This window comes from Arthrobacter sp. efr-133-TYG-120 (assembly GCF_030209785.1).
Classification (GTDB): Bacteria; Actinomycetota; Actinomycetes; order Actinomycetales; family Micrococcaceae; genus Arthrobacter.
On sequence record NZ_JARVRI010000005.1, the window covers coordinates 146675 to 161317 of the forward strand.

The 14643-nt window shown below is 65.5% G+C and carries 12 protein-coding genes; 2 read left to right on the forward strand and 10 right to left on the reverse strand.

The genetic code is table 11. The annotated features are described in order from the left end of the window. Positions 1-6: 6 nt before the first annotated feature. From QRN51_RS04020 to QRN51_RS04055, 8 genes are all read right to left on the reverse strand, one after another. Positions 7-861: an FAD binding domain-containing protein gene (locus QRN51_RS04020; RefSeq protein ID WP_284988714.1), complete on the reverse strand. Its 855-nt coding sequence runs from the start codon at positions 859-861 to the stop codon at positions 7-9. Continuing rightward, positions 858-3227 (reverse strand): xanthine dehydrogenase family protein molybdopterin-binding subunit, encoded by a 2370-nt coding sequence (locus QRN51_RS04025; protein ID WP_284988715.1) that lies wholly within the window; start codon positions 3225-3227, stop codon positions 858-860. Before QRN51_RS04025 ends, QRN51_RS04020 begins: the two co-directional genes overlap by 4 nt. Then, entirely contained in the window at positions 3224-3736 is a 513-nt protein-coding gene (locus QRN51_RS04030) for a (2Fe-2S)-binding protein (RefSeq protein ID WP_284988716.1), read from the reverse strand. Before QRN51_RS04030 ends, QRN51_RS04025 begins: the two co-directional genes overlap by 4 nt. Before the next feature lie 91 nt (positions 3737-3827). Further along, positions 3828-4994 (reverse strand): XdhC family protein, encoded by a 1167-nt coding sequence (locus QRN51_RS04035; RefSeq protein WP_284988717.1) that lies wholly within the window; start codon positions 4992-4994, stop codon positions 3828-3830. Continuing rightward, on the reverse strand, positions 4987-6102 hold the full coding sequence (locus tag QRN51_RS04040; protein WP_284988718.1) for a vWA domain-containing protein: 1116 nt from the start codon (positions 6100-6102) through the stop codon (positions 4987-4989). The genes QRN51_RS04035 and QRN51_RS04040 overlap by 8 nt, the downstream gene beginning before the upstream one ends. A gap of 4 nt (positions 6103-6106) precedes the next feature. Next, entirely contained in the window at positions 6107-7003 is an 897-nt protein-coding gene (locus QRN51_RS04045) for an AAA family ATPase (protein ID WP_284988719.1), read from the reverse strand. 42 nt (positions 7004-7045) lie between these two features. After that, positions 7046-8086: a GTP 3',8-cyclase MoaA gene (gene moaA, locus QRN51_RS04050; RefSeq protein ID WP_284988720.1), complete on the reverse strand. Its 1041-nt coding sequence runs from the start codon at positions 8084-8086 to the stop codon at positions 7046-7048. Positions 8087-8200: 114 nt separating this feature from the next. After that, complete coding sequence (locus tag QRN51_RS04055) at positions 8201-8887, reverse strand: DUF2848 domain-containing protein (RefSeq protein WP_284988721.1); 687 nt, start codon at positions 8885-8887, stop codon at positions 8201-8203. A 147-nt stretch (positions 8888-9034) separates the two neighbouring features. Here QRN51_RS04055 and QRN51_RS04060 point away from each other — a divergent pair, with 147 nt between their 5' ends. Then, positions 9035-10423, forward strand: coding sequence for an MFS transporter (locus QRN51_RS04060; RefSeq protein WP_284988722.1), 1389 nt, complete (start codon positions 9035-9037; stop codon positions 10421-10423). 58 nt (positions 10424-10481) lie between these two features. Here QRN51_RS04060 and QRN51_RS04065 read toward each other — a convergent pair whose 3' ends face one another. After that, positions 10482-11138, reverse strand: coding sequence for a GntR family transcriptional regulator (locus QRN51_RS04065; RefSeq protein ID WP_059388597.1), 657 nt, complete (start codon positions 11136-11138; stop codon positions 10482-10484). Between the two features lie 32 nt (positions 11139-11170). Between QRN51_RS04065 and QRN51_RS04070 the strand changes: the two genes are divergently transcribed. Continuing rightward, the gene (locus QRN51_RS04070; RefSeq protein ID WP_284988723.1) at positions 11171-11965 is read left to right on the forward strand and encodes a carbon-nitrogen hydrolase family protein; all 795 of its coding nucleotides are present in this window, start codon (positions 11171-11173) and stop codon (positions 11963-11965) included. Between the two features lie 150 nt (positions 11966-12115). Here QRN51_RS04070 and QRN51_RS04075 read toward each other — a convergent pair whose 3' ends face one another. Then, positions 12116-14557 carry a glycoside hydrolase family 32 protein gene (locus QRN51_RS04075; RefSeq protein WP_284988724.1) on the reverse strand — a complete coding sequence of 814 codons (2442 nt, stop codon included), beginning with the start codon at positions 14555-14557 and terminating at the stop codon, positions 12116-12118. Positions 14558-14643 lie beyond the last annotated feature (86 nt).

Here is a 14643-nt window from a genome sequence, read left to right on the forward strand (position 1 = left end):
CTTCCGCTAGAGCCCGGCGGCCGCGATAACGGCCCGCTTGGTCAGGACCTCGGCCAAGTGGCGGCGGTAGGCCGCGTCACCGTTGAGGTCGCTCGCGGGATCGGTCCCCTCGGCAGCGTGTGCGCTCGCCGAGGCGATCGCTTCCCGGGTCAGTGCGGCGCCCACGAGTGCCTGCTCGACGGCGGTCGCCCGCAACGGCGTGCTGGCCATGTTGGTCAAGCCGATCCTGGCCTCGGCGATCGTGCCGCCTTCCACCCGGACCATCACGGCAACCGCCACGATGGACCATTGTTGGGCCACCCTGGTGAATTTCTCGTAGTGCGCACCCCAGCCGGTGTACTTCGGCACCCGAATATGGGTGAGGATCTCGCCGTCGTCGACGGCGGTGGTGAAGTACCCCTGGAAGAAGTCCGCCGCTGCCACCCGGCGTTCCCCCTCCGGACCTGCCAGAATGAACGTCGCGTCCGCAGCCAGCACCGGCGCGGGCATGTCGCCTGCCGGGTCGGCGTGCACCAGGGCGCCGCCGAACGTGCCGCGGTGCCGGACCTGGGGATCCGCGACCGTCGCCGCTGCCTTGGCCAGCAACGGCACGTGCTCGGCAATAAGCGGGTCCGTGGCGATCTGGTGGTGCGTTGTCATGGCTCCGATCAGCAGGGCGTCGCCGTCGTCGCGGACCCCGGACAACTCGCCGATCCGGCCCAAATCGACCACCATCGCGGGGTCGGCAAGGCGCAGTTTCATCACGGGGATCAGGCTTTGACCCCCGGCCAACAGCTTCACGTCGTCGCCGGCGTCGGCCAACACGCTCAACGCCTCCGCCACCGTGGCCGGAGCGGCGTAATCGAATGCGCTCGGAATCATTGCACATCTCCCGTGGTCTTGGCTTCTTCAAGGGCGGCCCACACACGCGCCGGCGTGCATGGCATCTTGATGTCCTTCACGCCAAGGTGCCGAATCGCGTCCAGCACGCCGTTGACAATTGCGGGCGTCGAGGCGATGGTTCCTGCCTCACCGACTCCCTTGGCCCCCAACTGGTTAGTGGTGGACGGCGTCTCCGTGCGCGCCGTCGTGAAGTGCGGCAGGTCGGGCGCGCCGGGCACGAGGTAGTCCACGAACGAGCCCGTGACCAGGGTCCCGGCGTCGTCGTGCACGGCCTCCTCATAAAGGGCCTGAGCGATTCCCTGCGCCAGGCCGCCGTGGACCTGGCCCTCCACAATCAGCGGATTGACCACCACCCCAACGTCGTCCACGCAAACGTACTTGCGGATGCTGACCTGCCCGGTCTCGGTGTCCACTTCGATGCCGGCCAGATGGGTGCCGTGCGGGAAGGAGAAGCTCTGCGGGTCGAAGGTGGCATCCGAATCCAGATTGGGCTCAAACCCTTCCGGCAGGTTGTGCGCCGAGAAGGCGGCGAAGGCGACTTCACCGAAGGCAGTGGACTGATCAGTGCCCTTGACGCTGAACTTGCCGTCCGTGAACTCGATGTCCTCCTCGCTGGCCTCCATCATGTGCGCTGCCAGGACCTTGGCCTTCTCGATCACCTTGTCCGCAGCGGCCAGCACCGCCATACCACCGACGGTCAGCGAGCGGGAGCCGTAGGTGTCCAGGCCCCGCTGGGAGACCTGTGTATCACCATGCAGCACTTCGACATTTTCGAACGGCACGCCGAGCCTGTCCGCCACGAGCTGGCTCCACGCGGTTTCGTGACCCTGGCCGTGGGGGGAAGTGCCCGTGACTACCTCGACGTTGCCGGTGGGCAGCACCCGCACCTGGGCGTGCTCCCAGCCGCCGGCCGCGTAACTGAGCGCGCCAAGCACCCGGGATGGAGCCAGGCCGCACATTTCGGTGAACGTGGAGATGCCGATGCCGAGTTGGACGGGATCGTTGGCCTCGCGGCGCCTGGCCTGCTCTGCCCGGAGCTCGTCATAGCTGAAGAGCTCCAGCGCCTTCGCCGTGGCCGCCTCGTAGTTGCCGCTGTCGTATTCGAGTCCAGTGACGGTGGTGAAGGGGAATTCCTCGTGGGTGATCCAGTTCTTTTTGCGCAGTTCCAAGGGGTCCATGCCCAGTTCGACGGCGAGCTCATCCATCAAGCGCTCGATAGCGAAGGTTGCTTCCGGCCGGCCTGCGCCCCGGTAAGCGCCCGTCCACGCCTTGTTGGTGAAGAGGTTGTTGCATTCCAGTCGGTACGCCGGGAATTTGTAGATGGCGTTGTACATGAACGCGCCCAGGATCGGGATGCCCGAGCCGATAATGCCGAGGTAGGCGCCCATGTCCGCCAGCAGCTGGATGTCCAGCCCGGTGACAATCCCGTCCTTCGTCGCCGCGAGCTTCACCTTCTGCACTTGGGCCCGGCCGTGATGCCCAGACTGCAGGGACTCGCTGCGGGTTTCGGTGTATTTGCAGGGTTTGCCGACCCGCCGGGCTGCCATGAGGGTGATGAATTCTTCCGGGATCACCGTCAGCTTTCCGCCAAAGCCGCCGCCCACGTCGGGGGCGATCACGCGGAGCTTGCTTTCCGGGAGCCCGAGCGTCAATGCCAGGATCAGCCGCAGGATATGGGGTATCTGCGTGGACGACCACATGGTGATTTGCTCACTCGTCGGGTCAACCACGATCGAGCGCGGTTCCATGAAGGCCGGGATGAGGCGTTGCTGGTAAAAGGTGCGTTCGATGAGGACTTCGGCGTTCGCCAACGCCTCGGCGATCGGCTTGCCGGTGCCGGCTTCGCCCGAGTCAAACACCCAGGTCGCCGAGAGATTGGAGTCCAAGTTGGAGTGGGCCAGCACCTTGTCGGTGAATGCTTCCTCCAGATCCAGGACCACCGGAAGTTGGTCGTAGCTGACGTCCACGAGTTCGACGGCGTCCCGCGCCGCTGCGGCGCTGCGGGCAACGATGCAGGCAACTACCTCGCCGGCAAAGGCCACCTCGTCGACGGCGATCGACGGGAACGCGGGCGCCTTCTGGTCGGCGGTGACGGGCCAGACGTTGGGCAGGCTGCCCTGTTCCGCGGCCAGATCGGCTCCGGTGAACACGGCGACGACGCCGGGTGAGGACTTCGCGGCTGAGGTGTCGATCGAGGTGATCCTGGCGTGGGCGAACGGACTGCGGACCATGGCCAAATGGAGCATGCCGGGCAACGTCATGTTGTCCGTGTACCTGGAGCGCCCCGTGATGAGGTGCGCGTCTTCTTTGCGGAGGCGGGGCCTGCCGATTTCGGCGATGGTCATGCCACACCTGCCGTTTCTGATTCGTCGCTGTCCGCGGAAACCGTACCGTCAGCGGCTGCCTGTACCGCGGCAACAATGTTCTGGTACCCGGTGCACCGGCAAAGGTTCCCCTCGAGGCCGTCCCGGATTTCCTGTTCGGTGGGGTGCGGATTTTCGGTGAGGAGGGATGCCGATTGCATGATCATGCCGGGCGTGCAGAAGCCGCATTGCAGTGCATGGCATTGGTGGAAGGCTTGCTGCAGAGGGGCGAGCTTGCCGTCCCGGGCCAGGCCTTCGATGGTGGTGACGCTGTGGCCGTCTGCCTGAACCGCGAACATGGTGCAGGATTTGACGCTGACTCCGTTCAGATGGACGGTGCAGGCGCCGCAGTTGGTAGTGTCGCAGCCGATCAATGTGCCGGTCTTGCCAAGCCGTTCGCGCAGGTACTGGACCAGCAGCAATCGTGGCTCGACATCGTCTGTGTAGCTCACATCATCGACTTCGACGGTGATCGTCTTGGAACTCGCCATTGGGATCTCCTGTCGCGTTGGACGACGGGCACGACTGCCCGGCATCCAGTCCTGATGTGACACAGGTTACTCCTCGGAAGGGGCGAGCGCCCTAGCCCGGCTTGAGTTCGTACCCCGCATCCTCGTGGTCCGCTTCAACCGTGGGTTCGTGGTGGATCCGAGCCTCCATGGTGCTCAATCTTCCGCCGCCGCCACCCCAGTGCAAGGCAATGATTTCGGCGGCGATGGAGACGGCCGTTTCCTCCGGGGTGCGGGATCCCAGGTCCAGGCCGATCGGGCTGGAGAGCCTGGCCAATTCGGCCTCGCTCAGGCCGGCTTCGCGCAGCCGTTCCAATCGGTCGTGGTGCGTGCGCCGGGATCCCATCGCGCCCACGTAGGCCACGTTGTGGCGCAGTGCCAACTCAAGGAGCGGCACGTCGAATTTCGGATCATGTGTGAGCACACAGATCACGGTGCGCTCGTCCACTTGGCCGGCAGCGATCTGCGCCTGCAGGTAGCGGTGCGGCCATTCCACCACCACCTCGTCCGCCTGCGGGAACCGGGCAGCCGTCGCGAAAACCGCGCGTGCGTCGCAGACCGTGACCCGGTAGCCCAGGAAGGTGCCTTGCTTGGCGACGGCGGCGGCGAAGTCGATCGCGCCGAACACCAGCATCCGCGGCTGCGGGGCGAAACTGAGGGCGAACACGCGCATGCCCTCGCCGCGCCGCTGCCCGTCCGGTCCGTACATGAGCGTGGCGTTGCGGCCCGCGGCCAGCAGGCCCTGGACGTCATCGGATACCGCATGGTCGGCACGCTCGCTGCCGAGGGAACCCACGAACCCCTCCGGGCGGACCACCAGGTGGCGGCCCAGCCACGCCGGATCGGGGTGTTCGATCACGGTGACGATGGCAACCGGCCGGCCCGCACCGACGTCGTCCGCTACCTGGGCCAGTTCCGGGAAGTTCTCAGTGGAGACCGGCTCCACAAAAATGTCCAGGATCCCGCCGCAGGTGAGGCCGACCTCGAACGCGGCGTCGTCACTGATGCCGTAGCGCTGCAGCACCGGCTTGCCGGACTCGACCACCTTGCTGGCCAGTGCGTAAAGCGCTCCTTCGACGCACCCGCCGGACACCGAGCCCACCGCACTGCCGTCGGCGTCGACCATCATGGCGGCACCGGCCGGCCGCGGTGCGGAGCGGAAGGTGCGCACCACCGTTCCGAGTCCTACTGTGTGGCCAGCCGCCATGGCGGCGACCAGATCGTCCAAGACCTCACGCATTGGCAACCACGTCCAACAACTCCTCGAAACTCTGCATTGAGTGCCCCCCTATAAAGAAGTCAACGTGCGGCAGCACCGCCCTGATTCCCCGCTGCAGCGGCTCGTACCCCGCCTTGCCGCGGTGCGGATTGGACCAAATGATCCGCCTCGCCAGGTGGTGCAGCCGCTCGGCTTGGCGTCCCAGCAGTGCGGGGTCGCCGCGCTCCCAGCCGTCGCTGGCAATCACGACGACGGCGCCGCGCACCATCACGCGCTGCCCCCACCGGTCGTTGAACGCCCGCAGCACTTCTCCGAGCCGGGTACCGCCGGACCAGTCGGGGACTGTGCGGCCGGCGAGGGCCAAGGCATTGTCCGGGTCCGGCACCCTCAGTGCGGCAGTCACGCGGGTCAGGCGAGTGCCCAGCGTGAACACCTCCACTTGGCGCGGGGCGGCTTCCACTACCCGGTGGGCCAAGCGAAGCAGGCTGTCCGCGTACGGTGCCATGGAGCCCGAAACGTCGATCAGCCAGACCACACGGCGGTTTTTGCGGGGAGCCCGGGCGCGGCGCAGCGGCCCCGGTTCCCCGCCGCGGCGCAGCTGGTCGCGCAGGGTCCGCACCCGGTCCACGTCGCCGTGCCGGTCGAGGTGCTCGCGCCGGGTCTGCCGGGTGGGCAGGCGCACCGGCAGCTCCTCGAACATCCGGTGCAGCAAGGCCCGTTCCTCGTCGTCCAATACGGCCACATCGCGGTGCCGAAGCAACTCCCGGCGGCTGGCGAGTGCCCGCAACTGTTCCCTCCTACCTTCCGGGCCGCCGTCGTCGTCATCCAAAGTGGCAGCGCCCACGGACGTCGCGGAGTTTTCCAGGCGTTGGGCGGCGGAGTGTTCCACGGCAAACCAGGCCTCAAACGTCCGCTGGTAGGCGGGCAAGTCCTCCGGCGAGGCGCATAGCGTCGCGCGGCCGGCCCAGAACACGTCCGAACGGCGGTCCAACTTGAGCCTGCCGACGGCGTCGACGAAGCTGAGCGAGCGGTCCGCGGTCACTTTCACGCCGGCCGCACGCACGGCTGCAGCGAAGGCAAGGAGGATCTCTTCGGCGCTGTGTTCGGGGCTTTGTCCTGCCGTTGGCATGGGCTCAGCCGAGCATCCGGGCCAGGGCAGCCGAAACGCGCTCGGTGTCCTCGCGGTACTTGCACAGCGCGCCGATGCTGGCCGCAGCCGAAGCCAGGTCAAGCTCGGCCCGGCCGAGCTGGTGCAGCGCGCGGGCCCAGTCCAAGGTCTCGGCGACGCCGGGAGGCTTCAGTACGTCGTCGGTGACCCGGATCTGCTGGACCGCGCGCACCACCTGCTCGGCCAGGAGCGCGGGCACTTGGGGGAGCCGGGTGCGCACAATCTCCACTTCGCGAGCCAGCCCGGGGTGGTCGATCCAGTGGTAGAGGCACCGGCGTTTGAGCGCATCGTGCAGATCGCGCGTCCGGTTGGAGGTGAGCACCACGATCGGCGGGGTTTCAGCTTTGACCGTGCCGAACTCTGGGATGGAGACCTGATAAGTGGAGAGCACCTCCAGCAGGAACGCCTCGAACTCGTCGTCGGCCCGGTCGATTTCGTCGATCAGCAGCACCGCCGGGCTTTGCTGCAGCGCTTTGAGGATGGGACGCGCCAGCAGGAACCGTTTGTCGTAAAGCGAACTTTCCAGTTCGGCCACGCTCAGCCGCGCGTCCATTCCCGCTCCGCCGCTGGCCTCCACACTGCGCAGATGCAGGATCTGGGCGGTGAAGTCCCAGTCATACAACGCCTGCGAGGCATCGATTCCCTCATAGCACTGCAATCGGATCAGCGGCAGCCCGAACCCTTCCGCCAGGGCCTCCGCGAGGGAGGTCTTGCCCGTGCCCGGTTCGCCCTCCAGAAGCAGCGGCCGTTCCATGCTCAGGGCGAGGTAGCCAATGGTGGCCAGGCCATCGTCGGCGAGGTAGCCGGTGGCGGCCAGCATTTCGGCCAGCGCTGTGGCGGAGCTGATCGACGTCTGCGTCATGGCACCAGCATAGGGTCACCGGCAGAGCTCCGGTCTGGTGGGCTACCCGCCGATGTACGACATCTCGATCTTGTGTGCCGCTGCGGGGTCTTGAGGCGTGTGCGAACTGCGCAGTTCCGAGTAGCGGTCCGCGCGGCCGCCCCACAAGGCGGACAACGCCGTCGAAAGCTCGACGTCGGACGCCCCGCCTCTCAGGAGTGCCCTCAAGTCCGTGCCCGCCGTGGCAAAGAGGCACGTGAACAGCTTCCCGTCGGCGGAGAGCCGGGCCCGCGTGCAGCCGCGGCAGAAGGCTTGGGTCACGCTGGAAATGACCCCGATTTCGCCGCTGCCGTCCGCGTAGCGCCAGCGATCCGAGGTCTCGCCGGGGTAGTTCGGCGCCACGCGCTCCAGCGGAAGCACCGCGCCGATGCGGGCCAGGATCTCGGCTGAGGGCACCACCTCATCCATTTTCCAGCCGTTGGACGCACCCACGTCCATGTACTCGATGAACCGCAGAATGAACCCGGACCCTTTGAAGTGGCGAGCCATGGGAAGAATGTCCTGATCGTTCGTCCCCCGCTTGACCACCATGTTGATCTTCACGGGCCCGAGCCCCGCGGCCTGGGCAACGTCTGCGGCATGCAGGACCTTCGCCACGGGATAGCCGACGTCGTTCATGGCCTGGAAGGTCTCCTCCCGGAGGGAGTCCAGCGAGACCGTCACCCGGTTGAGCCCCGCATCCTTGAGGGCTTGCGCCTTCTGCGCCAGGACCGAGCCGTTCGTGGTCATCGCCAGGTCCGGTGCCAGCCCGTCGGGAGTGCGCAAGCGGGCCAGCATCCGGACCAGTTCCTCGATGTCCTTCCGCAACAGGGGTTCACCGCCGGTCAGCCGGATCTTCCGCACACCGTGTCCCACCGCGATCGACGCCAGCCTGGTGATTTCCTCAAACGTCAGCAGCTGGTCCCGGGGCATGAAAACGAAATCCCGCCCGAAGATCTCCTTGGGCATGCAGTAGACGCACCGGAAATTGCACCGGTCCGTGACGGAAATCCGCAGGTCCCGCAGGGGCCGGTGGAAGGTGTCGGTGATGGAATTGGCGTCCATGCAGCGCCCTCTCAACGCGGTAGTAGTGCCAACCGCTTGTGCCTCTCCCAGAGTATGCCCGGTCCCGGGCGCCCACAATGGACCGCGGTCGGGCGAACGGCGGCGGAGGCGGCCTCAGCCGATGGGCTCTGCCATCTTCTCCACGACATACTGGGCGTCCACCGACGTGCCGGTCACCGGATCGGTCATTTCCACTCTCCAGCTGCGGGCAAACTGGTCGACCCCCTGTTTCATTGCCACTGTGCCTGAAATGAGGACGGTGCCCGGCTGGTTCAGGCCGCGTTCTGCGAGCACCGCCAGCCAGTAGTCCGGGCTGAGGAGGGCCTCCAGCGAACTGTCCTGGATCAGGGTGTCCGGAGTTTCGCCGTCGCCCACCCAGCCCTTGAGCGTGATCTTGTCCAAATGGTCGCGAACATCATCCAGGCGCCATGCTTTGCGTCCCAAGACGTCCGGGCTCGCGTTCTTGCTCCACGCCACGCCGTGGACCTCGAGCTCACGGTCCGTGTGGTCGCACGCCACGGTCAGGAGGACGTCCCCATCGGTGATCACGAGCGCCCATTCCGCTTCGCCCGAGGTCCGGCCGTGCTGGACGCGGACTTCCGAAACCTGCTGGGCCAGATAAGGCGACACCGGGTACAGCGCTGGCGTGGTTGTGGGGCCGGGAACGCCAAGTTCGGCCAGCTCGGCGATGTGGGCCTGCACTTCTTCCTGCTCGCGCCCTGCGTAGCCGGCGTTCAGGAGGTGCTTGACCTGGACATTCCGCGTGGTGCCATCGGGAAGTTCAAAGCTCAGAGTCGTCATTTTCTGTCCATCCTTTGCGTGTCCTGCTGGAGAAATTTTTCAGATCGGAAACCGGAAACAGTCGCCAATGTACATCCAGTATGCGTAATGTATACATTTAACGCCAGTGTGGCAGGCGTCACCGTAAACTTCTCGTGGAGGAAACCCATGGCCAATGTTCCAGTTCCGGCTTCCGGCGCAGCGCCGCGTCCCGGAAAGCCGATGCATCCCAAAGGCCTGTACAAGGCCTTTGCGGCAAGCCTCACCGGCACCGCGCTCGAGTGGTACGACTTTGCCGTCTACTCCGCCGCGGCCGCCGTCGTATTCCCCCTCGTCTTTTTCCCGTCATCGGATCCCTTGACCGGGACCATCCTGGCGTTCTCGACCTACGCGGTGGGCTATGTCTCCCGTCCTGTGGGCGGCATCATTTTCGGCCGGCTCGGTGACCGCATCGGCCGCAAGAAGGTCCTCGTGACGACGCTGATGATCATCGGCGTCGCCACTGTGCTGATCGGGGTGCTGCCTGGCTACGGCAGCATCGGCATCTCGGCCCCGATCATCCTGGTGTTGCTGCGCTTCGCCCAAGGCGTGGGTGTCGGCGGCGAATGGGGCGGGGCAGTGCTGCTCTCCAGCGAATACGGCGATCCCCATCGGCGCGGCTTCTGGGCTTCCGCGGCCCAAGTCGGACCGCCGGCCGGCAACCTTCTGGCCAACGGCATCTTGGCCGTCCTGACCGTCACCCTCAGCGAAGCGCAGTTCATCAGCTTCGGCTGGCGCATCGCTTTCCTGGTTTCGGCCGTGTTGGTGGGCTTCGGTCTTTGGATCCGGTTGAAGCTTGAAGATACCCCGATCTTCAAGGCCATCGAGGCGCACGGTGAGCAGCCCAACGCTCCGGTCCGCGAAGTCTTCAGCAAGGAACTCCGTCCGCTCGTCGCTGCCACCCTGTGCAGGGTTGGCCCGGACGTGCTCTATGCCCTGTTCACCGTCTTCACCCTGAGCTACGGGATCCAGACGCTTGGTTACGACCGCAGCCAGGTCCTCACTGCCGTGTTGATCGGTTCGGCATTCCAACTGTTCATGATCCCGTTGGCCGGGGCCGTCTCCGACCGCTTCAACCGGCGACTCGTCTACGGGATCGCGGCGGTGGTCGGGGCCGTCTGGACTTTCGTCTTCTTCGGAATCCTCGGCGGACACAGCGAGCCGTTGCTGATCGCGGGAATCGTCCTGGGCCTCATGGCGCACTCCTTCATGTACGGACCGCAGGCAGCCTTCATCGTGGAACAGTTCTCTCCGCGACTTCGGTCCACCGGAAGTTCGTTGGCCTATACGTTCGCAGGCGTGATCGGGGGCGCCATCGCACCCTTGATGTTCACGCTGTTGCTGTCCCAGTTCGGCACCTGGATTCCGGTTGCCATCTATGTGGCCGTGGCCGCCGTCGTGACCGCCGTGGGGTTGGCGCTCGGCCGGGACTCCAACACCGTGGAGGACGAGGACTATCGCCTGCTGCTGGAAGGTTCCGCGGCAAGCCAACGGTCCGCCGTCGCGGAAACGCGCTGACGCTCACGTCATGCCTTCGAAAATCCTGACAAGCTGCGCTGGGCGGACAGAAGATTCCTCAGGTGCGCAGCAGGATGTCCCGGGTCACCGCCAGGTGATGGTCGATGGCCTTCTGGGCCTTCGCCGCGTCGCCGGACATCAGGGCGTCGAGAATGTCCTGGTGTTCGGCGCATACCTGTTCGCGCCGGCCTCCGGTACGGAACAGCGCGGAGACGCCTACCAGAATCTGCCGGACGTGGAGCTTGCTGTACGTCCGGGAGATGAGCTCGTTGCCGGCCGCGTCGATGAGCTGCTGGTGGAACAGGGTGTCCAGGCGGATAAACTCACGGGCCGCTTCCGGGCTCAGTTCCTCGGGAAGCTTTGCCTGCTGGTCAAGGGTTTCCTGCATCGTCCGGGCGGGAACCCGGCCTTGCTCGATGACCAGCCCGGCGGCGTGGCTTTCAAGGATCCCGCGCAGTTCCATCAATTCGGACATTTCCCGGCCGGTCACCGGAGGAACGTAAGCCCCGCGCTGGGGAATCAGTTCCACCAAGCCGTCCGAGACGAGCAGCAGGAGCGCCTCACGCACCGGCGTACGCGATACGCCGATTTCCGCGGCCAGTTCCTGCTCGTTCAGGAACTTCCCCTGGACTTCGGGGTCGATCAGGATATTTTCACGCAAGTACGCGTACGCCTTCTCGCGGCCGGACGCCGCAGTCCCCGAACTTTTTCGCATACATCATGTATACAACAATCTGGAGTAAATTCATGCGTTTAGCCGTGGCACAAATCATCACGGGAGCCGATCTGGCCGCCAACCTGGAACTGATCCGAGAATACGCCACCCGCGCCAAAGCCGCCGGAGCCGAACTCGTGGTCTTTCCCGAAGCAGCGATGCGCGCCTTCGGCAACAGCCTTGCGGACATCGCCGAACCGTTGGACGGACCGTGGGCCACAGCGGTCCGCGGCCTCGCACGGGAGCTGAACATCGCCGTCGTGGTGGGAATGTTCACTCCCGGTGAGGGCGGCCGGGTCCGGAACACCCTTTTGGTCACCGGCCCAGGGGTGGACGCCTCCTACGACAAGATCCACCTCTTCGATGCCTTCGGTTTCGCGGAATCCGATTCGGTCGACGCCGGGACGTCACCCGTAACCTTCGAACTCAACGGCACCGTGTTTGGCCTTGCCACGTGCTACGACGTGCGCTTCCCCGCCCTCTTCACAGCCAACGCCCGGGCAGGAGCGCAGGTCAACATCGTCTGCGCCTCGTGGGGCGACGGCGAAGGCAAAGCCGAGCAGTGGGAGCTGCTGGTGCGGGCCCGCGCAGTGGACAGCACCACCTTCGTGGTGGCGTGCGGCCAAGGCAACCCGGCCAGCGTCGGCCTGCCCACCACCGGCACCGCGCCCACGGGAATAGGCCACAGTGCCGTGATCTCGCCACTGGGTGCCGTGATGGTGGCCCTCGGGGAAATGCCGGAACTCGCCGTCGTCGACATCGATCCGTCGGTCGTCGAAGAAGTCCGGGGCAAGCTTCCGGTCCTGGCGAATGCCCGGGATCTTTAGCGGCGCCGAGAGTAGCGGCGTCTTCTTTCAGGGAGGGCGGCGCCGTCCTGACCTTCTTTCGTTTCGGAAAGCGCTTACGGCACGGCGAGTCGCGTCATTTCGAGGCTTTTGCGCGGCAAAGAAGGTCAGGACGGACAGGCCACGTTCGACTTAGGCGGCCGGTATGTCTTCGAAGGTGACTTGGTCGAGCAGGATATGGCCCCAACTTCCCGTGCCGTTATCGACCACCTGAAGCTGTGCGCTCTGGCCAATGAGGTCGGAGACGTTCCACGATGTCCAGGCGAGGCGCTCGCTGTTCTGGCCCGTCGCGGTGCGGACCACTTGCCCGTTGACGACGAGATTCACCGTGGTCTGATTGTCCGGTTCACCTCCTACCGCGTTTGGCACGCTGCCGAACACGATCTGGTCCACCATGATGTGGCCCCAGGATCCCGTTGCGTGGTCGATGACCTGGATTTGGGCCTTCTGCCCCACGAGCGTGTGGACGTCCCATTTCACGTTCGACATCGTCGATGAGTTCTGGCCTGTTGCCGTTCGCACTACCTGCCCGTTGACGAGGAGGTTCACCGCCGCGGCGCCGGACTGGCCCCAGGGGTGGTTTCCTCCAGCGATGAGGAAGTCGATATAGTCCCGCGTGATCGTGAACGTCGGTGACGTGATCGCGCCCGTGGAGGCATCACCTCCTCCGACGTACGTATCGAGGACCTTGGAGCCGAGCTGGTTGGGGAGGGATTCCGCCGTCGGGCCCTGGCCAATGTAACTGCCCGACGCCGTCCACCCGGCACCCCACGTCGCGCCCTCGAAGTCGGCGAAGACGTCCGACGGCCTCGGGTTGTTCCCGCCTCCTGCGAGGAAGTTGACGTACGAGTGGCCGATGGTGAACGACGGCGAGGTCAGCGTTCCGGTCGCTGCGTCGCCGCCGTTGAAACTGTTGGCGAGCTTGTTCCCGAGGTAGCCCGTGACGGGCTGCTGGTTGGTGAGAGCCCCGCTGGCGGGCCCGGAACCGAAGGCCGCTCCCGCCGTCGTCCATGAACCATAGGTGCTGCCCTCGAAGCCCGCGTACGGCGCCGCGGGGTTCGCCTGTTCGGTGATGTTGGCGAATTCCGTGATCGAGAGGTTGGCGAAGTTTGCGCTGCCGCCGATCGTGTATAGGGAGATCCCCGTGTCCGACGACGTGAAGAAGGCCTGGTTCGAGAGTGCGACCCGGCCGTCGTCGGCGAAGACCTCCACGCTGCCATGGTCCACGAGGATCCGGAGGTGCACGGACGTCGTGCCCGAGGCGAGCGGCGCCTGGGACTGCTGGTACGTGCCGAAGGAATACGGCACTTGGTCCTGCGCGGAGCGATCGACGTAGAGGTTGCCCCCGTAGACACCGATGTTCGTGTGCCGGCTGCCGTCCTTGTTCTCGCCGACGGAGATGCCGACGTTGTTGAGGGTGGTCCAGCTGACGTCCGCATCGAGCTCGTAGGCCGAGCCGTGGTAGTCGAGGGTTGTCCGTCCGTTGACCGTGGCGTTGGCGGGCTTCACGGTTTTGGTGGCGTAGTTGGCCAGATTCGGGGTCGGCTGGGATAGGAGGCTGTAGATGCCGCTGCCCTCGGACTTGAGGCTGAGCTGGCGCACCACGGACATCTGGCCGTTGTAGTTGTCGGTGGAGTCCGTCGGCACGGTGTGCGGCGCGTAGTGCCAGTTGTTCATCCAGCCGATCGCGTAACGGGAAGCGTCGGGATTCGCGGCGTCCGGCCAGGTCACCGAGGCATACCAGTCCGAGCCCCAGTCGAGCCACTGCGGGTCCGTCTGGTCCGCGACGAACGCCGAGCCGTTCCACGTGCCGGTCCAGTACGCGTAGGTGTCCGGCTTGCCGCTGTAGTCGCCCTGCATGCTCCCGGCCATGACCCAATGCCACGAACCGTCGTTGGCCTTCATCTGGAAGATGTCCGGGCACTCAACGCCGCCGATGTTCGGGGTGGTGTAGCTGAAGTCGGTTTGGTGCGTCCAGGTCTTAAGATCCGGCGAGGTGTAGAAGGTGATCTTTTGCTGGCGGCCGATCGCGGCTACCCAGGTCGAGTGTGCCGCGTCCCAAACGATCTTCGGGTCGCGGAACCAGTCCGAGGCGTCCGGGTTGGCAATGACCGGTGCGCCGTACTGCGTGAAGGTTGTCCCGCCGTCGGTCGAGTACCAGAGGTATTGCGATTGCTGGAACGGGTCGCCGTCGGTGGGCTGCGTGGCGAGCGCGACGACGGCGCCGGCCCCGAAGCCCGCGGTGTTGTTGGTATCGATCACCGAGGAGCCGGTCCAGACGGGGAAATTGCTTTGGAGGGGGAGGGCGTCGCCTTGGTCGTTGAACGCCACAGTGTCCGACGACGTCGCATGTCGCCATCCGCCGGGGCCGTTGTCCTGGTTGCTGTGAAGGTAGTACAGGTTGTACTTGCCGTTGAGATAGATGGGCCGCTGAGGGTCGCTCAGCCATCCTGACGGGGGAGTCATGTGGTAGACGGCCCGCATTGGCGGTGGGGTCGCGCTGCCGACGGCTCCTGCGCCGGGGATGTCCCCGGTAACTATGGTTGTGGTGAAAAACATCGTGAGCGCGGCCAAGAGGGCGAGTATGCTCGCCCTCTTCGACAGCCTCCTTGCTGAGTGGGCCATAAGATCTCCGGGTCTCGGTCAGGACTACTCGACCG